This is a genomic window from Bacteroides sp. L10-4, from assembly GCF_013373675.1.
In the GTDB taxonomy this organism is placed as follows: Bacteria; Bacteroidota; Bacteroidia; order Bacteroidales; family Bacteroidaceae; genus Bacteroides; species Bacteroides muris.
In genome coordinates this window covers 23,673-44,192 of sequence record NZ_JABXJH010000008.1, presented here as the reverse complement: position 1 = coordinate 44,192, position 20,520 = coordinate 23,673, and the positions used below count along the sequence as shown (strand labels likewise).

Annotated in this window: 18 protein-coding genes, 1 tRNA gene and 3 pseudogenes; 17 read left to right on the top strand and 5 right to left on the bottom strand. The window is 50.0% G+C overall.

Annotated elements, in window-relative coordinates; translation table 11 throughout:
- Positions 1–7 precede the first annotated feature (7 nt).
- The 5 genes from HU824_RS04295 (at position 8) to metK (ending at position 5,258) form a co-directional block, all read left to right on the top strand.
- Complete coding sequence (locus HU824_RS04295; protein ID WP_016272233.1) at positions 8–916, top strand: CDP-alcohol phosphatidyltransferase family protein; 909 nt, start codon at positions 8–10, stop codon at positions 914–916.
- The gene (locus HU824_RS04290) at positions 906–1,901 is read left to right on the top strand and encodes a lysylphosphatidylglycerol synthase transmembrane domain-containing protein (protein WP_176468195.1); all 996 of its coding nucleotides are present in this window, start codon (positions 906–908) and stop codon (positions 1,899–1,901) included. Before HU824_RS04295 ends, HU824_RS04290 begins: the two co-directional genes overlap by 11 nt.
- 6 nt (positions 1,902–1,907) lie before the next feature.
- Positions 1,908–2,642, top strand: a complete 735-nt coding sequence (locus tag HU824_RS04285; protein WP_176468194.1) for an HAD family hydrolase — start codon at positions 1,908–1,910, stop codon at positions 2,640–2,642.
- 125 nt (positions 2,643–2,767) lie between these two features.
- Entirely contained in the window at positions 2,768–3,679 is a 912-nt protein-coding gene (locus HU824_RS04280; protein ID WP_176468193.1) for an Rpn family recombination-promoting nuclease/putative transposase, read from the top strand.
- A 286-nt stretch (positions 3,680–3,965) separates the two neighbouring features.
- A complete protein-coding gene (gene metK / locus HU824_RS04275) occupies positions 3,966–5,258 on the top strand; it encodes a methionine adenosyltransferase (protein ID WP_176468192.1) in 1,293 nt (430 codons plus the stop codon).
- A gap of 122 nt (positions 5,259–5,380) precedes the next feature.
- Here metK and HU824_RS04270 read toward each other — a convergent pair whose 3' ends face one another.
- Positions 5,381–5,548 (bottom strand): hypothetical protein, encoded by a 168-nt coding sequence (locus tag HU824_RS04270; protein ID WP_230469209.1) that lies wholly within the window; start codon positions 5,546–5,548, stop codon positions 5,381–5,383.
- A 43-nt stretch (positions 5,549–5,591) separates the two neighbouring features.
- Between HU824_RS04270 and HU824_RS04265 the strand changes: the two are divergent.
- The 12 genes and pseudogenes from HU824_RS04265 to HU824_RS04210 form a co-directional block, all read left to right on the top strand.
- Positions 5,592–6,636 (top strand): annotated as a pseudogene (locus HU824_RS04265) (RHS repeat-associated core domain-containing protein); the annotation flags it as partial.
- 338 nt (positions 6,637–6,974) lie between these two features.
- Positions 6,975–7,562: a TIGR00730 family Rossman fold protein gene (locus HU824_RS04260; protein WP_176468220.1), complete on the top strand. Its 588-nt coding sequence runs from the start codon at positions 6,975–6,977 to the stop codon at positions 7,560–7,562.
- The gene (locus HU824_RS04255; protein ID WP_016272241.1) at positions 7,559–8,290 is read left to right on the top strand and encodes a DUF4271 domain-containing protein; all 732 of its coding nucleotides are present in this window, start codon (positions 7,559–7,561) and stop codon (positions 8,288–8,290) included. Before HU824_RS04260 ends, HU824_RS04255 begins: the two co-directional genes overlap by 4 nt.
- 4 nt (positions 8,291–8,294) lie before the next feature.
- Positions 8,295–9,047, top strand: coding sequence for a uroporphyrinogen-III synthase (locus tag HU824_RS04250; RefSeq protein WP_016272242.1), 753 nt, complete (start codon positions 8,295–8,297; stop codon positions 9,045–9,047).
- Between the two features lie 173 nt (positions 9,048–9,220).
- The gene (rnpA, locus tag HU824_RS04245; RefSeq protein WP_136009154.1) at positions 9,221–9,637 is read left to right on the top strand and encodes a ribonuclease P protein component; all 417 of its coding nucleotides are present in this window, start codon (positions 9,221–9,223) and stop codon (positions 9,635–9,637) included.
- Entirely contained in the window at positions 9,634–9,855 is a 222-nt protein-coding gene (yidD, locus tag HU824_RS04240) for a membrane protein insertion efficiency factor YidD (RefSeq protein WP_016272244.1), read from the top strand. Before rnpA ends, yidD begins: the two co-directional genes overlap by 4 nt.
- Positions 9,852–10,517 carry a TatD family hydrolase gene (locus tag HU824_RS04235; RefSeq protein ID WP_176468191.1) on the top strand — a complete coding sequence of 222 codons (666 nt, stop codon included), beginning with the start codon at positions 9,852–9,854 and terminating at the stop codon, positions 10,515–10,517. The genes yidD and HU824_RS04235 overlap by 4 nt, the downstream gene beginning before the upstream one ends.
- A 107-nt stretch (positions 10,518–10,624) precedes the next feature.
- The gene (gene tyrS / locus HU824_RS04230; protein WP_016272246.1) at positions 10,625–11,917 is read left to right on the top strand and encodes a tyrosine--tRNA ligase; all 1,293 of its coding nucleotides are present in this window, start codon (positions 10,625–10,627) and stop codon (positions 11,915–11,917) included.
- Positions 11,918–12,041: 124 nt separating this feature from the next.
- Positions 12,042–12,112 (top strand) — tRNA-Gln (locus HU824_RS04225).
- A 284-nt stretch (positions 12,113–12,396) separates the two neighbouring features.
- Positions 12,397–12,525: pseudogene (locus tag HU824_RS04220) on the top strand (5-keto-4-deoxyuronate isomerase); the annotation flags it as partial.
- A 62-nt stretch (positions 12,526–12,587) separates the two neighbouring features.
- A complete protein-coding gene (locus tag HU824_RS04215) occupies positions 12,588–13,391 on the top strand; it encodes a gluconate 5-dehydrogenase (protein ID WP_016272247.1) in 804 nt (267 codons plus the stop codon).
- 165 nt (positions 13,392–13,556) lie between these two features.
- A complete protein-coding gene (locus HU824_RS04210) occupies positions 13,557–14,789 on the top strand; it encodes a DUF4861 domain-containing protein (protein ID WP_176468190.1) in 1,233 nt (410 codons plus the stop codon).
- Between the two features lie 178 nt (positions 14,790–14,967).
- Here the strand turns inward: HU824_RS04210 and HU824_RS04205 are convergent, their stop codons facing one another.
- The 4 genes and pseudogenes from HU824_RS04205 to HU824_RS04195 all read right to left on the bottom strand — a co-directional run bounded on the left by HU824_RS04205 (position 14,968) and on the right by HU824_RS04195 (position 20,518).
- On the bottom strand, positions 14,968–15,624 hold the full coding sequence (locus HU824_RS04205) for a polysaccharide deacetylase family protein (RefSeq protein WP_176468189.1): 657 nt from the start codon (positions 15,622–15,624) through the stop codon (positions 14,968–14,970).
- Between the two features lie 110 nt (positions 15,625–15,734).
- Positions 15,735–19,127 (bottom strand): DUF2723 domain-containing protein, encoded by a 3,393-nt coding sequence (locus tag HU824_RS04200; protein ID WP_176468188.1) that lies wholly within the window; start codon positions 19,125–19,127, stop codon positions 15,735–15,737.
- Between the two features lie 587 nt (positions 19,128–19,714).
- Positions 19,715–19,846, bottom strand: a pseudogene (locus tag HU824_RS19655) (IS982 family transposase); the annotation flags it as partial.
- Positions 19,847–19,873: 27 nt separating this feature from the next.
- Positions 19,874–20,518 carry a DUF1349 domain-containing protein gene (locus tag HU824_RS04195; protein ID WP_176468187.1) on the bottom strand — a complete coding sequence of 215 codons (645 nt, stop codon included), beginning with the start codon at positions 20,516–20,518 and terminating at the stop codon, positions 19,874–19,876.
- Positions 20,519–20,520: the final 2 nt, after the last annotated feature.

The following is a 20,520-nucleotide window of genomic DNA, read 5'->3' as shown; positions in this document are numbered from 1 at the left end:
CAAACGAATGGGAAATGAATTTGTATCTACATTGAAGTCGGCCGATACGGAGGAGTGGATTGACATCCTTTTCTATCGTCCCGCAGGTTATCGCTGGGCGTTATTGTTCAGGCGGCTGGGCGTACATCCCAACATGGTGACGGTCTTCTCCATTATTCTGGGCGTGGCTTCCGGTGTGTTGTTCTATTACAAGGATATCTGTCTGAATGTGTTGGGCATACTTTTGCTGGTATGGGCGAATATGTATGATAGCGCCGACGGGCAGCTGGCTCGCCTTACCGGACAGAAGACCCTGCTCGGGCGCATACTCGACGGCTTTGCCGGCGACCTTTGGTTCTTGGCCATCTATGTGGCTGTCTGCCTGCGGCTGCAACCGGAGTGGGGAATCGGGATATGGGTACTGGGAGCCTTTTCGGGGCTGGTGTGCCATGCCAAGCAGTGCCAGCTGGCCGATTACTACCGGAACATCCACCTTTTCTTCCTGAAGGGGAAGGAGAACAGCGAACTGGACACATCGCGGCGGTTGCGCGAGTCCTATCGTACTCTCGGCTGGAAGAGAGATTGCCTGCAGAAGTTGTTTTTGTTCTTCTACATCCGTTATACCCGTTCGCAGGAACAGATGACGCCTGCTTTCCAGCGCTTCATCTCCGAGGTTGGCAGGAGGTTTCCCGAGACGGTGCCTCAAAGTCTCCGTGACGATTTCCGTCGGGGGAGCCGTCCGCTGATGAAGTATGCCAATGCGCTGACCTTCAATGTGCGTGCCATTGTTTTGTCTGTTTCGGTGCTGGCCGGAATACCTTGGGCTTACTTCGTATTTGAGGCGACGGTGCTGAACGTCTTGTTCTTCTACATGCGTTTCCGGCATGAGAAACATTGCAATTGTCTGAACCGAAACATAGACCGTTATGAAGAATAAGTACCGCAACTGGTTCATGCTTTCCGGGATTCTTGCCGTAGTGCTGATGGTCTGTACGATGCGCATGGATTATTCCGAGATAGGACGAAGCCTGCTGCGTGCGGGTATATGGTTTCCCGCCGTATTGCTGCTCTGGCTTTTCGTCTATCTGCTGAATGCTTGTTCCTGGTATCTGATTATCAACGACGGGAAGAAATACCCCATTCCCTTCTGGAAGGTATATAAGCTTTCGGTCAGCGGATTTGCGCTGAATTATACTACGCCTTGCGGGTTGATGGGCGGCGAGCCTTATCGGATTATGGAACTTGCCCCCTATACGGGAGTGAGTAAGGCATCTTCTTCGGTCATTCTGTATGTCATGATGCACATATTCTCTCATATCTGGTTTTGGTTCCTGTCTATATTCCTTTATATTTTCATGTATCCGGTAAGTCTCTCCATGGCATTGCTGCTGGCCGTGGTGGGTGCATGTTGTCTGCTGGCTGTCTTCTTCTTTTTGAAGGGTTATCGGGCAGGAATGATGCTGAAGGCGCTGGGCTTGTTGAAGAAAGTTCCTTTTCTCAGGAAGCGGGCATCCGGTTTCCTGGAGTCCAAGCGCGAGACTTTGGTGCGGATAGACGAGCAGATAGCTTTGCTTCACGGACAGCACAAGAAGACGTTTTACAGTTCGCTGGTATTGGAATTCATGGCGCGCCTCTTGTCGAGTCTTGAGATTTACTTCGTCCTGCGCGCCTTTTCGGCAGAGGTAAGTGTGGGTGATGCGGTGCTGATTCTGGCTTTTTCGTCGTTGTTCAGCAATCTGATATTCTTTTCTCCAATGCAGCTGGGCGCGCGTGAGGGAGGCTTGGCGCTTGCAGTGGGCGGGCTTCATCTGTCGGGAGCATTGGGTGTCTATACCGGACTCATCACCCGGGTGAGGGAATTGGTGTGGATAGCTATAGGGATTGTACTGATAAAGATAGGGAACAGTAAACAAAATACATGAAACATTATGGAAGACAAATTGAACGTGAAGGGGCTTATCTTTGATTTTGGCGGTACGCTTGATACGGGCGGCAATCATTGGGGAGAGGTGCTTTGGGAGGTATACCGGCACTTCGACGTGCCGGTGGCGAAGGATGCCTTTCGCAAGGCATATATCCACGGCGAACGGACGCTGGCCATGCATCCGCTGATACAACCTCATTTCCACTTTGCCGACGTGCTCCGTGCAAAGCTCCGCATCCAGCTCGGGTACTTGCAGGAGCAGGGCATGCTTTCAGCTTCCTTTGCCCCCCGCGAGGAGTTGGCAGAGGCCATGGCCGCGTATGCCGACGGATGTACTCGCGAGGTGCTGGCGCGGAGTGCCGGGGTGCTGGGCAGGCTGAGGCCGAAGTATAGTATGGTGCTCGTCTCCAACTTTTACGGAAACTTGCACACCGTGTTGCAGGACGCCGCCTTGCTGCCGTTGTTCGACTGCGTCATCGAGTCGGCTGTGGTGGGTGTGCGCAAGCCCAATCCGGCTATTTTTGCCTTGGGTGTCTGTGCCTGCAACCTGCCCGTGTCGGAAACCGCGGTGATAGGCGACTCTTTCGACAAGGACATGAAGCCTGCCCGTGCCCTGGGCTGCCGCACCATCTGGCTGAAAGGGAGCCAATGGGAAGAGCCGCGCGACGCCGACAGCAATCCGGTGGATGTGGTAGTGACGGAACTGGAGGAGATAGAACGGTGTTTGGAGTTTATTTGAGGGAGATAACTCCTTCTAACTTCCCCAAAACAAAAGACTCCTCCTCATCCCTTGGTTATTAAGATTTTAATCCGTTACTTTGCGAACGACTAACAGTAATAACCCAAAAAAGAGGAGGAGAAACCATGTCCAACTACATCCGTTTTGACTGGGCCATGAAACGCCTGCTGAGAGACAAAGCGAACTTTGCGGTGCTCGAAGGGCTCATGACCACACTGATGAAGAAGAAAATCATCATCAAGAGACTGCTGGAGAGCGAAAGCAACCAGGAAAGCGAATACGACAAGTACAACCGCGTGGACCTGCTGGCGGAGGACGAGACGGGAGAACTGCTGCTCTTCGAGATACAGAACAACAACGAGTACGCCTACTTCCAGCGCATGCTGTTCGGAACGTCCAAGCTGGTGACAGAATACATCAACAGAGGGGAGGGATACGAGAAAATCAGGAAGATATACAGCATCAACATCGTATATTTCGCCCTCGGAAGCGGAACGGACTTCGTGTACCACGGAAAGACCGAGTTCAGGGGCATACACAACAACGAGCTGCTGCAACTTTCGCCCTTCCAGAAGCAGACGTTCAAGGCGGACGAGGTGAGCCAGCTATATCCGGAATACTACATACTCAAGGTGAACGACTTCGACCGATGGTCGAAGGTGCCCCTGGAGCAATGGATATACTTCCTCAACACCGGAGAGATTCCGGAAGACGCCACCGCGCCGGGACTGTCCGAGGCAAGGGAGAAGCTGCAGCTGGACAAGCTGTCGCCCGACGAGCTGAAAGCTTACTACCGCCACCTGGACAATGTGGTCATCCTAAGGGACAACATCCATACCGAAAGGGCAGAGGGAAGAGCAGAGGGGAGAGCAGAGGGAAGAGCCGAAGGATTAGAAGAAGGATTAGCCAAAGGAAAAGCCGAAGGAATAGAAGAAGGAAAAAAGGAGATGGCACTGAGGATGAAAGCCGAAGGCATCCCCGTGGAAATCATAGCACGGTGCAGCGGGCTATCGGCAGAAGAAATAGAGGCGTTATAGGCAAACAGTCAAGAAAGTTATCGCTCTTCGGACTTAGGAATTGGAATCCGAAAGAGTCATGTGAATCAGTGTTAATCTCCGCCGTCCGTAGCGCGGATACAAGATTTCTTTTTTATCTTTGCGCCCGAAAACGATATGTGGAGAGATTTGAGTAGCTTGCAACCACGGAAAAAAATGCTAAAACACATCCTTTCCTGACGGCCCGCGCGTGCCGGACGCACCTACTCATATATACCTTTCTCCATTCATCGGACTATCGATTATCAACTATCAATTCTCAACAGAAATGGGATATTTATTCACATCCGAATCGGTGTCTGAAGGACACCCCGACAAAGTGGCCGACCAAATATCGGACGCCGTGCTTGACAAACTGTTGGCCTACGACCCCAGTTCGAAAGTAGCTTGCGAAACTCTGGTTACTACCGGGCAGGTAGTGCTGGCTGGAGAAGTGAAAACCAAAGCGTACGTTGACATGCCTCTCATCGCACGCGAAGTAATCAAGAAAATCGGCTATACCAAAGGCGAGTATATGTTCGAGAGCAATTCGTGCGGCGTGCTGAGCGCCATCCACGAGCAGAGCCCCGACATCAACCGCGGCGTGGAGCGCCAGGATCCTATGGAGCAGGGTGCCGGAGACCAGGGAATGATGTTCGGCTATGCCACCAACGAAACGGAGAACTACATGCCGCTTTCGCTGGACCTTGCACACCGCATCCTGCAGGTGCTGGCCGACGTCCGTCGCGAAGGCAAGGTGATGACCTACCTCCGTCCCGACGCCAAGAGCCAGGTGACCATCGAATATGATGACAACGGCACGCCCGTACGCATCGACACTATCGTAGTCTCCACCCAACATGACGACTTCGTACAGCCTGCCGACGACAGCGAGGCCGCACAACTCAAGGCTGATGAAGAAATGCTCGCTCAAATCCGTCGGGATGTAATCGAGATTCTGATGCCGCGTGTTATTGCTTCCATCCATCATGAAAAGGTGCTGGCATTGTTCAACGACCATATCACATACCACGTCAATCCCACGGGCAAGTTCGTAATCGGTGGTCCTCACGGTGACACCGGGCTGACGGGGCGCAAGATTATTGTAGATACCTACGGCGGCAAGGGTGCCCACGGCGGCGGCGCTTTCTCCGGCAAAGACCCTTCGAAGGTAGACCGCAGCGCAGCATATGCAGCCCGCCACATTGCCAAGAATCTGGTAGCTGCCGGTGTTGCCGACGAAATGCTGGTGCAGGTAAGCTACGCCATCGGTGTGGCACGTCCTATCAATATCTTCGTGGATACTTACGGTCGCAGCCATGTCAGCATGAGCGACGGTGAGATAGCCCGCAAGATTGACGAGCTGTTCGATCTCCGTCCCAAAGCCATCGAAGACCGCTTGAAGCTCCGCAACCCCATCTATCAGGAGACTGCCGCCTACGGGCACATGGGCCGCGAGCCGCAGACCATCGTCAAGCACTTCAAGAGCCGCTACGAGGGCAACAAGGATGTAGAGGTAGAGCTCTTCACCTGGGAGAAGCTGGACTACGTGGACAAGGTGAAAGCCGCATTCGGTTTGTAATCAGCCTTCGATTTGTAATCAGCATAGCTTTACGGCTATTTATTATAGAGGGCCGCCCTTCTGCATATACCGGCATTCCGGGGATGCGGAAGAGGCAGCCTTTGTTGTTTTGGTCTTGCTCTTCAAATGGATTTTTTCATCGGCAGGATAAACACGAACCTTTCCCTCTCCTTGTACTCCTTGTCCAGCAGCACTTTCCCTTTCAGCCGTTCGGCGATGAGGCAACAGATGTTGAGTTCCGGGCCGGTGCCTTGCCCGAAGTTGTCGGCCTTTTCAAAGCGTTCGAAGATGGTTTCCGAGTATTCCGGGGGAATGCCGGTATCGGTGACGGAGAAGGTGACGTATCCGGGATTCTCTGTGAGAGCTGACGGGTGTCAGCGGAAGCAAGTTCACGCAGAATCTGTATTATAACACCGGCAACGGCACCGCCAAATACAACGGCAGCATCAGCAGCATGACTTGGAAGGCGGGGAATGAAAGCACCGTACGCGGATACAAGTTCACCTACGACGGGCTGGACAGGATGTTGAACGCCACCTATGGCGAAACAGCAAGTATCAATACGAACACCAACCGTTTCAGCGAGAATGTAACCGCCTATGACAAGAACGGAAACATCAAGACCTTACAACGCTACGGACAGACCGGAGCAAGCACTTATGGCCTGATTGACAACCTGACTTTCACCCTCAATGGCAATCAGTTGACCTGTGTAGATGATGCTGTAGCCACATCTGCTTACAACAACGGCTTCGAGTTCAAGGACGGTGTAAAACAGGCAAATGAATATGCTTACGATGCCAATGGTAATTTAACTAAAGATTTAAATAAGAACATTGCCGATATATCGTATAATTGTTTAAATTTGCCCAATGTGGTGACATTCAGTGACGGGAGTACCATCACCTATACTTATGCTGCCGACGGCACAAAGCTGAAAACTGTCCATAAGACAGGCAGCACTACCACCACGACGGACTATTGCGGAAACGTGGTCTATGAGAACGGTGTTCAGAAGTTGCTGCTGACCGATGAAGGCTATGTTACTTTGAGTGACGGCAAGTACCATTACTACTTGCAAGACCATCAGGGGAACAACCGGGTAGTCATCAACCAGAGCGGCACTGTGGAGGAGACGAACCATTACTATCCCTTCGGTGGAGTGTTCGCCAGTACCAACAACGTTCAGCCTTACAAGTACAACGGCAAGGAGTTTGATGGCAAGAAGGGTCTGAACTGGTATGATTATGGGGCAAGACATTATGATGCGGCGCTGGGGAAGTTTACAACGGTTGACCCGCTGGCAGAGAAGTATTTCAATACCGGTCTTTATGCTTATTGCGGGAATAATCCTATTAATCGGATTGACCCTGATGGATTACTTTTGGCTCGAATATTGATATATAAGGTTCTCTGATTCAATAAAGTGAACGATTCCCTGCTTTCATCACTATATGTCAGCGGGGAATTTTACCTTTTATATAAGGCTACACCCTTTCCTTGACATGGTGTAGCCATTTATCCCAAAGGGTGTAGCTATCCGGGGCAAAGGGTGTAGCCCTGTTTAATGTGCCTTACCAGTGCCTGTGGCACACATAATCCGTTATTGATTCATGAAAAATCCCCCGACGTAAGTGGGAAGAAAGAAATTTGTTTCAAATCTCCCCGAAATCATGTACCTTTGTGGCGGTACCTAAAAAAGGAGGTAGCAAGATGATGAACAAGATAAATTCCGTATGCGTATATTGTGCTTCGAGCACAAAGATAGATTCCGTTTATTTCGATGCAGCCCGTGAGTTGGGCACTCTGCTGGGGCAAAAACACATCCGTTTGATTAATGGTGCGGGAAACATGGGACTGATGTCTGCCGTGTCGGATGCGGTGCTTCAGGCAGGGGGCAAGGTGACGGGAGTCATCCCTCGTTTCATGGTGGAGCAGGGATGGCATCACACCGGACTTACCCGACTCGTGGAAGTGGAAAGCATGCACGAACGGAAAAAGACAATGGCCGACTTGAGCGATGCCATCATTGCCCTGCCCGGTGGTTGCGGCACGCTGGAAGAACTGCTGGAAATCATTACTTGGAAGCAACTTGGATTGTATCTGAATCCGATTGTGATACTGAACGTCAAGAATTATTTTGCCCCTCTGCTCGATATGCTTCGGCAGGCAGTGGACGAAAACTTCATGCGTACGCAGCACGGTGCTATCTGGCATGTGGCACAGACACCGCAGGAAGCTGTGGAGCTGATACATACCACTCCTTTGTGGGACGCCTCTATCCGTAAATTCGCTGCAATATGATAGGGCTGTTGATGGCTTGGGCAGTAGTGGGGACGGAGGGGATCCCCATTCCGTATTCTCCGAGAATGGACGATGGCATCACCGTGGTCCTTTTGTGCTGCTTCTTTCTGTCGGCCTATGTCTTGTCACGCAGCCGCAAGTTTCTGCTGCAACTGGTGAAGGACTTCCTGCTCCATCGCGAACGTACCAGCATATTTGCCACTTCCACAGCCGCCGACATGCGCTATCTGTTGTTGCTCATCTTGCAGACCTGTATCCTTGCGGGTGTCTGTATCTTCAGCTACTTCAATGATATACAGCCGGAACTGGTACACCATGTGCCGCCGGGACTTCTGCTGGGGATTTACATCGGTGTGTGTCTCCTCTATTTGTGCTTGAAGTGGATGCTCTACTCTTTTCTGGGTTGGATTTTTTTTGACGAAAGTGTTACGACGTTATGGCTCGAGTCCTATTCTACGCTACTTTATTATTTGGGATTCGCCCTTTTCCCGTTTGCTCTATTCATAGTCTATTTCGATTTGAGTTTGCAGTTGACAATAGTAATCGGATTGATTTTAGCCTTTTTTGCTAAAATATTGATGTTATACAAGTGGCTAAAGCTTTTTTGTAACAATTTATATGGCAGTTCACTTTTAATTTTGTACTTTTGTGCCCTCGAAATCATTCCTTGCTTTGTTTTGTATCAAGGTGTGATTCAGCTAAACGATTTTTTGATAATAAAATTTTAGGACGTTGAAAATTAAGAAAGTACTTGTGTCGCAGCCGAAACCGGCATCAGAGAAATCTCCTTACTACGACATTGCCGAGAAATATGGTGTGAAGATAGATTTTCGCCCATTTATCAAAGTGGAGAGCCTTTCAGCGAAAGAGTTCAGACAACAGAAAATTTCGGTTTTGGACCATACTGCCGTTATTTTTACTTCGCGTCATGCCATTGATCATTTCTTCCACTTATGTACGGAATTGCGTGTGACAATTCCCGAAACAATGAAGTATTTCTGCGTGACGGAGGCCGTTGCTCTGTATATCCAAAAGTATGTGCAGTATCGTAAGCGTAAGATTTTCTTCGGAAACACCGGGAAGATTGACGATTTGATACCTTCCATTGTTAAGCATAAGGCTGAAAAGTACTTGGTGCCAATGTCGGATGTACACAATGATGACGTGAAGAATTTGCTGGATAAGAATAAGATTCAGCATACGGAAGCTGTCATGTATAGAACCGTCAGCAATGATTTTGCTCCAGATGAGGCATTTGATTATGACATGCTGGTGTTCTTCAGTCCGGCAGGTATCAGTGCCTTGAAGAAGAATTTCCCTGATTTTGACCAGAAGGAGATCAAAATTGGTACATTCGGCTCTACCACCGCCCAGGCAGTCCGTGATGCCGGACTTCGTCTTGACTTGGAAGCCCCCAGCGTGCAAGCTCCCTCAATGACGGCGGCGCTTGACATGTTTATCAAGGAGAATAATAAAGGAAAGTAAAAAAAGAGTTATGAGTTATAAGTTATGAGTGATTTGCTTATGGCTTGTAGTAGTAACGGTGGATTTATAAAATTGAGCTACAAGTGGTTGTGCTTTTATGTCGCCAGGTACTTGTAGCTCCTTTTTTGTATCACCCTTATAACTCATAACTTATAACTCATAACTTATAGCTCATGCCAAATACCTTGCGCAAGTCCGAACGGTTGGACAAGAAGAAAGTAATAGAGAAGATGTTTGCGGGCGGTTCGCGCTCGTTTTCGGTCTTCCCTTTGCGTGTGGTTTATCTGCCGGTGGAGGAACTGGAAGTGTCTGCCTCCATTCTTATCAGTGTTTCGAAGCGTCGTTTCAAGCGGGCGGTGAAGCGCAACCGCGTGAAACGCCAGATACGTGAAGCCTACCGCATGAACAAACAAGGACTGCTGGCAGTATTGGCGGAAAAGAAATGCCGTCTGGCCGTCGCTTTCATCTATCTTTCAGACCAGTTGGTGGATTCTTCCGTTATCGAAGACCGTATGAAGACTGCTTTGGCACGCATTGCCGAGAGGGTGGCAGCGAATGCTGAAGCCACGCAAACTCCCCAGATACCATGAAGCGTCTGCTTTCATATCTGTTGCTACTTCCCATTTATTTCTATCAGAAGTGCATATCACCCATGATAGGGCCTTCATGCCGTTTCACCCCCACTTGTTCGCAATATGCGGTGGAGGCCATCAAGAAACACGGACCTTTCAAGGGGGGGAAGCTGGCAATAAGGCGTATTCTGCGCTGCCATCCTTGGGGAGGTTCCGGATATGATCCCGTTCCATGAATATTCCAGTAGACATACATACGCATCGGCTCCCGCAAGTGCGCGGAGCGGCCATTGTGAATTGCTATCCCGAAGCGTTCTCTCCACAGAGCGGCGGATGGTATTCGGTGGGAATACATCCCTGGCATATAGGCCGGACTGGAGGTGACCATTCAGTAGCAGAGAATGTTGTGGCTAGCAGGGTATGCGGCCTGGAGAGGGTAGTACTCCATCCCCAAGTACTTGCCGTGGGCGAAGCTGGGCTGGACAAGCTGGCAGATGCTCCGATGGATTTGCAGGTAGAAGTGTTCAGGCGTCAGGCATGCTTGGCGGAGGAAGTAGGAAAGCCGCTGGTGATTCATCTGGTCAAGGCGGTCGATGAACTGCTGAAGGTGAAGCGGGACTTGCGCCCGTCGAATCCGTGGATAATACATGGTTTCCGCGGCAAGGCAGCGCTGGCGGAGGAGTATCTGAAACATGGCTTTTACCTTTCATTCGGGGAGAAGTACCAGAAAGCGGCCTTGTGCCGTATACCTGCCGACCGGCTGTTCATCGAAACAGATGAAAGCGAAGTTGCCATCGGGGAATTGTATGCACGCGCCGCCAGGGTGCGCGGCATCTCTCCCGAAGAGCTTGGAGAAACGCTTCGGAGAAATGTCTGCAAAGTCTTTTTTAAACCCTAAGAGTTGTTTCTTCAAATAAAGAGTCGTATTTTTGCGCAGATTAAGATAGGAATCAAACAATTCATAGATAATCACTTAAATAATTAATCAGATAACTTAATCATTCGATGAATTTTGTAGAAGAATTAAGATGGCGTGGCATGCTCCACGATATGATGCCGGGTACGGAAGAACTTCTGGCTAAGGAACAAGTGACTGCATACATTGGTTTCGACCCTACTGCGGACTCTTTGCACATTGGGCACCTTTGCAGTGTGATGATTCTGCGTCACTTTCAGCGTTGCGGACACAAGCCGTTGGCGCTGATAGGCGGTGCTACGGGTATGATTGGTGACCCTTCCGGAAAGTCTGCCGAACGCAATCTGCTTACGGAAGAGACGTTGCAGCGCAACCTGGCCGGCATGAAGGCGCAACTTTCCAAGTTTCTGGATTTTGATTCGGATGCCCCCAACCGTGCCGAGTTGGTGAACAACTACGATTGGATGAAAAACTTCACTTTCCTCGATTTTGCCCGTGAGGTGGGTAAGCACATCACCGTGAACTATATGATGGCGAAAGATTCTGTAAAGAAGCGTCTGAACGGTGAGGCACGTGACGGCCTTTCCTTCACGGAATTCACCTACCAGCTGCTGCAGGGATACGATTTCCTTCATCTGTATGAAACCAAAGGTTGCAAGCTCCAGATGGGTGGCAGCGACCAGTGGGGTAACATCACCACCGGTGCCGAGCTGATTCGCCGTACGAACGGCGGGGAGGTGTTTGCACTGACCAGCCCGCTGATTACGAAGGCTGACGGTGGCAAGTTCGGTAAGACAGAGTCCGGAAACATCTGGCTCGACCCGCGCTACACCTCTCCGTATAAGTTCTACCAGTTCTGGCTGAACGTGAGCGACGAGGATGCCAAACGCTATATCAAGATATTCACCGCACTGTCTAAGGAAGAGATTGACGCTCTGACGGCCGAGCACGAGGCTGCTCCCCACTTGCGCGTCCTTCAGAAGTGTTTGGCGAGGGAAGTCACTATCATGGTTCACTCCGAAGAGGACTACAATGCCGCTGTGGATGCATCCAACATCTTGTTTGGCAATGCAACTTCCGACGCGCTGAAGAAGTTGGACGAAGATACGTTGCTGGCTGTGTTCGAGGGGGTTCCCCAGTTTGAAATATCCCGTGATGCACTGGCAGCCGGTGTAAAGGCGGTGGATTTATTCGTGGATAATGCTGCTGTATTCGCTTCCAAGGGTGAGATGCGCAAGCTGGTGCAAGGCGGCGGCGTTTCTCTGAATAAGGAGAAACTGACTGCTTTCGACCAGGTGATTACGACAGCCGACCTGCTTGACGAAAAATACCTGCTGGTACAGCGCGGAAAGAAGAATTATTATCTGATTATCGCCAAATAACGGTATTTTAAAGAGAAGTAATTAAGGAAATAATGCTTCGGAAGTAAAAATAGCCCCGAAATATTTGGATATTTCGGGGCTTCCTTTTATCTTTGCACCGCTTTTTAACAGAAAGCCTCATGTTTGGACTATGGTGTAATGGTAGCACAACAGGTTTTGGTTCTGTTTGTCCAGGTTCGAATCCTGGTAGTCCAACTACGATACACCAATTGCAGCTAAAAACCCACTAAAATCGTAAGTTTTAGTGGGTTTTTTTGTTACTTCTAAATAGGTATCGAGAAAAACAGACACGATTTCGGTGCCAAATTAGGTGACACGGCAACCCCATTTTTCCTTTTCACGAATCTTTGAACGATATTGCTATATAATTGATACAAATTTATACGGTTTCTCCGTTTTCTTTTGCTACATTTGCATCGTGTACGCAAACGAGGCATCTTTGATGACTGAAGTTATAACCTATTAGATGTAGTGCAATCATGAAAACGAGCTATGAAAATCGCTATGCTGAGCATCCGGATGATGTAAAAAGCTACGATACGAAAAACATCCGTTGCGATTTCCTTATAGAGAAGGCATTCTCCCAAGATAAAGTTTCCATTGAGTATAAACTACTTGCAAATCGTACATAAATAGAATATCACTTATTTAAACTTAATAATTTTACATTATGAATCCGTATTTGAATTTTTCTTTGGAAGGTAAAGTAGCCCTTGTCACAGGTGCTTCTTACGGTATCGGTTTTGCTATCGCTTCAGCTTTTGCAGAGCAGGGAGCAACTATCTGTTTCAACGACATTAACCAGGAGTTGGTAGACAAAGGCTTGGCTGCCTATACTGAAAAGGGCATCAAGGCACGCGGTTATGTATGTGATGTGACAGACGAACCTGCTGTTCAGGCTATGGTAGCCCAGATTGAAAAGGAAGTAGGTTCCGTTGATATCCTCGTGAACAATGCTGGTATCATTCGCCGCGTTCCTATGCACGAGATGGAGGCTGCTGACTTCCGCCGTGTAATCGATATCGACCTCAATGCTCCGTTCATCGTATCAAAGGCTGTTCTGCCTGCCATGATGAAGAAGGGCCACGGTAAAATCATCAACATATGCTCCATGATGTCCGAACTGGGCCGTGAGACTGTGTCGGCCTATGCTGCTGCCAAGGGTGGTTTGAAGATGCTGACCCGTAACATCTGCTCTGAATATGGTGAATACAACATCCAATGTAATGGTATCGGCCCGGGTTACATTGCTACTCCGCAGACTGCTCCGCTGCGCGAAAAGCAAGCTGACGGAAGCCGTCACCCGTTCGACTCGTTCATTTGCGCCAAGACTCCGGCAGGCCGCTGGTTAGACCCGGAAGAACTTACCGGTCCGGCAGTGTTCCTAGCATCCGAAGCCTCTAATGCAGTCAACGGTCATGTACTCTATGTAGACGGAGGTATTCTGGCTTACATCGGAAAGCAACCGAAATAAATCTGAAGGATAGTTGAGAAGGTGATAAAGTGGCGGGGTAATGTCACTTGTCACCTTTTTCTTTTAGGTGCGGATTACGCGGAAAAGATAAGTAAAATCCGTATAATCAGCGAAATCTGTGCCTGAAGGAAAGTTATATAACTGATTAGGAAAAGCAATGATTATATGAAAAACTTTCTTTTATTATGTATGGCGGCCTTGTCCTGCCTTGCTTGCAACGACAGCAAGACAGTGACCGTTACGGTAACCAATTCGCTGTCGATGGATCGTTCCGATGAGATGGTAGAGGTGTCCATGGCCGAGATTTCGAGCCGTCTGAATCTGGCAGACACCGCACAGATTGTGGTTCTGAATGTCGAGGGGGAACAAGTTCCCTACCAAGTGACCTATGATGACAAGCTAATCTTCCCCGCCACGGTAGCCGCCAATGCATCGGCTGCATATACCATTCAGACCGGTACTCCCGTCGATGTGGAGGTAAGGGCTTGCGGGCGTCAGTTTCCCGAACGTCTGGACGACATGGCCTGGGAGAACGACTTGGTGGGTTTCCGTGCCTACGGTCCTGCGTTGCAGGCAAGGGGTGAACGTGGCTTCGGCTACGACTTGTTCACGAAGCGGGGCACTGCTGCACCGGTATTGGAAGACATGTATGCCAAAGAGCTGGATGCAGACTCCTGGAAGCAGGTAAACGAATTGCGCAAGACAGACCCGAAGGCGGCCGGTGAACTGGTACGCACATTCTCCTATCATATAGACCACGGTTATGGCATGGACTGCTATGCAGTAGGCCCCACACTGGGAGCCGGGGTATCTGCACTGATGGTGAATGATACCATTATCTATCCGTGGTGCTATAAGACGCAGGAAGTGCTGGACAACGGCCCCTTGCGTTTTACGGTGAAGCTGGAGTTCAATCCGCTGGCTGTGAAAGGGGATACTACGGTGGTGGAAACACGTCTGATTACGCTGGATGCCGGTTCTCATCTGAACCGCACTGCCATTTCGTATAGCTGTCTAAAGGAATCCTTGCCCATTGTTACCGGCATTGTGCTGCACGAACCGGACGGCGCTGTGGTGGCTGATGCAGCAGGTGGCTATATGACGTATGTAGATCCCACTACCGGATCGGATAATGGCAAGATATTCATGGGGGCCGCTTTTCCTGCCGTTGTAAAGGAAGCCAAGACTGTGCTGTTCTCCCCAGAGGAGAAGAAGATGCGTAACAATGCAGACGGTCATGTACTGGCTGTCAGCGACTATGAGCCGGATGCCGACTATGTGTATTACTGGGGCTTTGCCTGGGACCGTGCGGACATCAAGACTGCTGAAGCCTGGAACAGCTATATGGCAGCATTTGCACAGAAGGTGCGCAATCCGCTGACAATTGAAGTCAAATAATCCTTTGGTTATCATTCAAGGGAGTTAAAAGCCAGAGGCCGATAGTATCGCTCTACATTGATAGAACTGTCGGCTTCTAGCTCCTGAGCCAGAAGGGCGATAACTCTCCATTTAACTCCCTCTAACTTCTTCTTCTAGCTTTCTTGAATAAAAGAGCCGTGTCATTCCCGACCGGATTTTACAGCACTTTGAATTCGTACCCTTCTTCTTTCAGAAAGTCAATGGCACGCGGAAGTGCGTACTGCAGGTTTCCGTTGCGCCAGGATTTCAAAGAATCGTGAAAGGTGATGATGGAGCCGTTGCGGGCGTAGCGCATCACGTTGGCAAGCACTTGCGGACCGCGCAGCTTTTTGCTGTAGTCGCGTGTCACGAGGTCCCACATCACAATCTTGTAGGTGCGTTTCAGCGTGAGGTATTGGTTGGCGAACATATGGCCGTGGGGAGGACGGAACAAGAGAGGGTAGAGTACCTTCTCCACATTACAATTGATGTCTCCGCCCATTTCCATGAAGATTTTCGCCTGCTCGGTGTTTCCCAGATAATTTTTGGCTGTGTATTCAAAACCACGGATATGGTTGAAGGTGTGGTTACCGATGCGGTGTCCGCGTTCAACAACCATCCGGAATTCGTCCGGATGCTTCCGTATGTTGTCGCCTACCATGAAGAAGGTGGCCTTGATATTGTGCTTGTCCAGCAGAGCGAGCACCCAAGGAGTTACTTCGGGTATGGGGCCGTCGTCGAAAGTCAGATAGACGGCTTTTTCATTGGGGTCCATCCTCCAGACTGCACCGGGGTATAGTTTACGAAAAAACTCAGGAGGTTGTTCTATAAACATAATTAAAGCCTCTCCCCCAACCCCTCCCTACACAGGGGAGGGGAGGTTTGAGGATGGTTTGTTAGTGAATACATTATAATTAAGACTTCTCTTATTATGGTTGAATGCTCCTATTTCATTCTGTCCGCATACATATTATACAGTTCTTCCACTTTCGGCTCGTAGGTTTCGGTGAGCTTGGAGTTGTACTTCTTCATAGCCTTTACTTCGGCATCGAGTACAGCCCAGTGGTATTCAAATTCACGTGTAGAAATCATGAAGCGGTTGTTGTCCAGGCTCAGATACCAGGTCAGGTATTCTATGGCCTTGTCGGCAAGGGCTTTCATCATCTCGTCCGCCTTGTCGGTTTGGCCTAGCTGGTAGTAGGCTTCTGCCATCTGTACGGCACCGTTCTGCCAGTCGTAAGACACATTGTAGGCGGGAATCATCTTTTCGGCATAGTCCAGGGCAGCTTTAGCCTTGTCTTTCTTGCCTTCGCGCATCAGCTGCTGCACAAGCTGCGAGAAGATGCGGCGGTGAGAGTGGCACATGCGCATGGCGTTCTCGTCGATGTAGATGCCCGGCTTGTCGATGCCGCCGAACTTGAATCTGTTCATCAGGTTGTCGTACATCTTTTCGGAGTCTATCGTCACGCCCGTCTTGCCGGTGTCGAACGGAGTGAAACGATAGGCAAGTCCTTCCTGAACGAAGTGGTTCTCCATGTTCAGCTGGTTCTCCCTGCCTACGCTGACGGCGATGTAGATGGGGCGTTCCCAGTTGGCCTCGCTCAGCATCTCGAGCATCATCAGCTCGCTCTTGTAGAGGGCGCGCTTGCCTTTCAGCGAGATGTGCATGTAGTCGGGGATTGAGTCGCCCGGTATCATCATGCCGCTGCGGCGCACGGCTTCCTTGTCCACCTTGATAACGATGCTGTCGGTAGGAATCACCTTCAGGTCCTTGTCCTTGGGGGCGCGTATCCAGTGCTTCAGGATGTTCTTCAGCTCGTAAGGGTTGTCTCCGAATTCCTTCTTCACGTTTACCAGCGCTTCTTGATTACCGTCCAGTGCCTGCTTCTCGGCTTCGGCATAGAGCTGGTCGATGCTTTTCTTGTATTCCGGCTGGATGGGGATGTATTCGTTGGTGCCTTCCACGTACTCCATACGGTCCCACGTGATGGGGAGGGAAGGACTGTCGTAGGCAGGACGCTTCATCTGGTCGATGTACCAGTCGGTCTGCAGGTACGAGAGGTTGCAGGTACGGGCGTCGGTGCGGAAACCTTCGGTCTCTTGGTTGTACCAGAGGGGGAAGGTATCGTTGTCGCCGTTGGTATAGATAATCGGGTTTCCGCTTTCTTGCAGTGACATCAGGTAGTTCTGCCCGAAGTCGCGTGCCATGTATCGGTCGCTACGGTCGTGGTCATCCCAAGTCTGGCTTGCCATCTGTATGGGGACAAGGAGGCAAACGAATGAGATGACGAGGGCACACGTTGACGAGGGCACAAACGCATTGGCATCACTTGCCTCACCTGCCTCCTTGTAGTCTTGTTTCCTCATCCGCTTGTCCGCTGTTTGTATAAGTCCTGCCACACCCATGCCAATCCAGATGGCAAAGGCGTAGAACGAGCCGGCGTAGGCGTAGTCGCGTTCGCGCGGCTGGCTCGGGGTCTGGTTCAGGTAGAGCACGATGGCGATACCGGTCATGAAGAATAGGAAGAAGACCACCCAGAATTGTTGGATGCCTTTCTGTCCGCGGTAGGCTTGCCACAGCAGGCCGATGATGCCCAGCAGCAACGGCAGGCAGTAGAAGACGTTGTGCCCCTTGTTGTCGCGCAACTCGGCGGGCAGCAGGCTCTGGTCGCCCACCAGCCAGTTGTCGATAAAGGAGATGCCCGTAATCCAGTTGCCGTGTTCTATTTCCCCGCTGCCTTGTATGTCGTTCTGGCGTCCGGCGAAGTTCCACATGAAGTAGCGCCAGTACATCCAGTTGAGCTGGTAGGAGAAGAAGAACTTGATGTTTTCCCACTGTGTGGGCATGTTCACCATTATCATGTTGCCGCATTTGTCGTAGGGCACGTCGTAGCCCTTGATGTCCTGCCAAGCTTGGTATTGCTGCGTGTGAGCGCTGCTGTACATACGGGGGAACAGCATGTTCTGGGCGTATTCGTACTCAATGCGTCCGGGGATTTCGATGTACGAATCCTTTTCCTCGGGCGTAGCTTTCTCCTTGCGGATGAACTTCGTGCCGTTGTACTTGATACGCGGTTCGCAGTAGCCGTCTTTCACGTCGAGCGCCACTTGCGAGGTGAAGGCAGGGCCGTAGAACAGCGGACGTGTGCCATACTGCTCGCGTCCCAGGTATTCGCCCAGTGTGAAGATGTCCTCCGGAGAATTCTGGTCCATCGGTGTGTTGGCGGTGGAGCGGATAACGATAAGTGCATACGAGGAATATCCGATGACAATCATCATGGTGCAGAGCAGCGAGGTGTTCAGCGTGCGTGCCGATACGCGGAGTTTCTCCTTGACGGCTGCCTGCGTCTTCGGACGGAGGTAGAGCCACAATGCGGCAATGACAATGACACCGATAACTACCGAGCTGGTGCCGTGTCCGTAGAACGGGATACCCAGCATGGCGATGGTGAGTATGAACGAGAGTGCCATACGTGCCTTGTTGCGTTCGGTGTAGCTTTCGTAGATACCCCAGATGAGGCAGGCTGCCAGCAGGATGATATATACGATGACACCCGTGTTGAAGGACATGCCCAGCGTGTTGACGAAGAGCAGTTCGAACCAGCCGCCCACTTTCACGATACCCGGCACGATGCCGTAGAGTACGGCTGCAACCAGTATGCCCGAGGCAAGCAATGCCAGCAGGGAGCCTCGGGCATTGGCGTTGGGTACTTTCTTGTAGTAATATACCAGTACGATGGCGGGCAGGCAGAGCAGGTTCAGCAAGTGCACGCCGATGGAAAGTCCCGTCAGGTAGGCGATAAGAATCAGCCAGCGGTCACTGTGAGGCTCGTTGGCAACGTCCTCCCATTTCAGTATGAGCCAGAATACGACGGCAGTGAACAGTGAGGAGAAGGCATAAACCTCGCCTTCCACAGCGCTGAACCAGAAGGTATCGCTGAACGTGTAGGCAAGTGCGCCCACCAGGCCGCTACCCATGATGGTAACCATCTGGCCGCGTGTGATATTGTTTTCGTCTGTCACCACAAGTTTGCGTACCAGGTGCGTGATGCTCCAGAAAAGGAACAGGATACATGCGCCGCTCATCAGCGCGCTCATGTAGTTCACCATCTTGGCAACGGTGGAGGCATCGGAAGCAAATTGTGAGAAAAGGTTGGCCACCAGCATGAAGAACGGTGCGCCGGGCGGGTGTCCTACTTCCAGCTTATAGCCGGTGGTGATGAACTCCGGGCAGTCCCAAAAGCTTGCAGTAGGTTCGATGGTCATGCAGTAGACCGTCGCTGCAATGAGGAAGGTAATCCAGCCTACAAGGTTGTTTACGGTTTTGTACTGTTTCATTCAGATGAAATTCTTTATTATATAATCTTCTTATTTCCAGTTGCTTAATGCTTATTGACAGACACCGGTGTCTGTCGTGTCAGAGTCCAGTGTTTGTCACGTCAGACACTGGTGTTTGTCGCGCTGAAGTCCAGTGTCTGTCGCGACAGGCCATATTGCCTGCTTCGGCATTACGCGGATGCATGGCACACAACGCGACAAAGATAATAAATTCAATTCTAAATGAGTGACAGCAAGGTGGATTATTAGGATAGGTTAAGGGAATGATGATTCTATAGAGGGAATATCCGGCCGATAATGGAGGGGATGCAAAAAGGAAGTGTCCACTTTGCTTGCCCTGAATGGACTTTTCGTTTATAACCGAAAACAGTATCTTCTTTGCAGCCTTTTTAGATTATGGACGAAAGAAAGCCTTACTGTGCTTCTTTGAAAACTGTAATTATTGAAAATAACTCTCTTTTGAAATCGATAGAAGGCAAATGTAATGATAAAGCTTATTTCTGATTGTACAGTATTGACCTCCATCTGTATTCCTGTAAATGTTGAATCAATAGGTGCCACAGCATCTAAAGGAATTCGATATACAATTAGAAAATGCAAAATTGCCCGTCATTGATAAGATTTGCATCAATGACGGGTTTCTTTTCAAAAAAGCAGTATGCTGCAATAGCCGACAATGAATTGGCTATGAAGTTACTGAAGGAACGGTGTCCGGAGTGGACGGCAATGCTTGTTGTTTTTGATATTTAGTTTTTCTTTAGCCATTCAACCCTGCGCAAATCTGGCAAATGCTTAATTGAGAAATTCTCAAATTTGGCTTTGAAACCGTTACCGTCAGGGCAAGCTCCCATTATCCCTACCATGACGGGATGATTGTCTTGCAGCCAAGCGTTGCGCATCATCGTGTATTCCTTATCATCAAAAGAATAGAAAATCTCTACGGCATCCAGTCGGCGTACCGCCTTAATCCATACAAACGGGACGGGCTTATCCAAAGATATAATGCTCCAGTCACTTGTATGATGAGTTACAACGGTACTAAGATTATATTTCCCGTCCACGAACTCAATACCGGCCTTGATATAGTTCTCGTGGTCGATGCGCAACATCAGTCCCGACTGGTCGAAACGGGTCTTGTAATCGCCAGATATTTTTACCTTCACTTCAAATTCCCCGCCACGCAATGTGTACAGAAACGGGGCATCATCCACAGTAAATCCATAGTGGGATATACGCCAATAATCAGTCTGGGGAGTAACATTCATCGAAAGCGAATTGTTTTCAATTTTCCATTGTTCAGGTTCATTGAACCATTGCATCTTTTCCAATGATTGCGCCATGCAGGTAAATGAAGCGGCAATCATCATTCCACTCAATAGTAACTTTTTCATTT

Coding starts and splice junctions, on each gene's coding strand:
- HU824_RS04260 (WP_176468220.1), top strand. CDS start 6,975: ATGAACAAGATAAATTCCGTATGCGTATATTGTGCTTCGAGCACAAAG.
- HU824_RS04205 (WP_176468189.1), bottom strand. CDS start 15,624: ATGTTTATAGAACAACCTCCTGAGTTTTTTCGTAAACTATACCCCGGT.
- tyrS (WP_016272246.1), top strand. CDS start 10,625: ATGAATTTTGTAGAAGAATTAAGATGGCGTGGCATGCTCCACGATATG.
- metK (WP_176468192.1), top strand. CDS start 3,966: ATGGGATATTTATTCACATCCGAATCGGTGTCTGAAGGACACCCCGAC.
- HU824_RS04280 (WP_176468193.1), top strand. CDS start 2,768: ATGTCCAACTACATCCGTTTTGACTGGGCCATGAAACGCCTGCTGAGA.
- HU824_RS04290 (WP_176468195.1), top strand. CDS start 906: ATGAAGAATAAGTACCGCAACTGGTTCATGCTTTCCGGGATTCTTGCC.
- HU824_RS04200 (WP_176468188.1), bottom strand. CDS start 19,127: ATGAAACAGTACAAAACCGTAAACAACCTTGTAGGCTGGATTACCTTC.
- HU824_RS04285 (WP_176468194.1), top strand. CDS start 1,908: ATGGAAGACAAATTGAACGTGAAGGGGCTTATCTTTGATTTTGGCGGT.
- HU824_RS04215 (WP_016272247.1), top strand. CDS start 12,588: ATGAATCCGTATTTGAATTTTTCTTTGGAAGGTAAAGTAGCCCTTGTC.
- HU824_RS04255 (WP_016272241.1), top strand. CDS start 7,559: ATGATAGGGCTGTTGATGGCTTGGGCAGTAGTGGGGACGGAGGGGATC.
- HU824_RS04195 (WP_176468187.1), bottom strand. CDS start 20,518: ATGAAAAAGTTACTATTGAGTGGAATGATGATTGCCGCTTCATTTACC.
- yidD (WP_016272244.1), top strand. CDS start 9,634: ATGAAGCGTCTGCTTTCATATCTGTTGCTACTTCCCATTTATTTCTAT.
- HU824_RS04235 (WP_176468191.1), top strand. CDS start 9,852: ATGAATATTCCAGTAGACATACATACGCATCGGCTCCCGCAAGTGCGC.
- HU824_RS04295 (WP_016272233.1), top strand. CDS start 8: ATGGGAAATGAATTTGTATCTACATTGAAGTCGGCCGATACGGAGGAG.
- rnpA (WP_136009154.1), top strand. CDS start 9,221: ATGCCAAATACCTTGCGCAAGTCCGAACGGTTGGACAAGAAGAAAGTA.
- HU824_RS04210 (WP_176468190.1), top strand. CDS start 13,557: ATGAAAAACTTTCTTTTATTATGTATGGCGGCCTTGTCCTGCCTTGCT.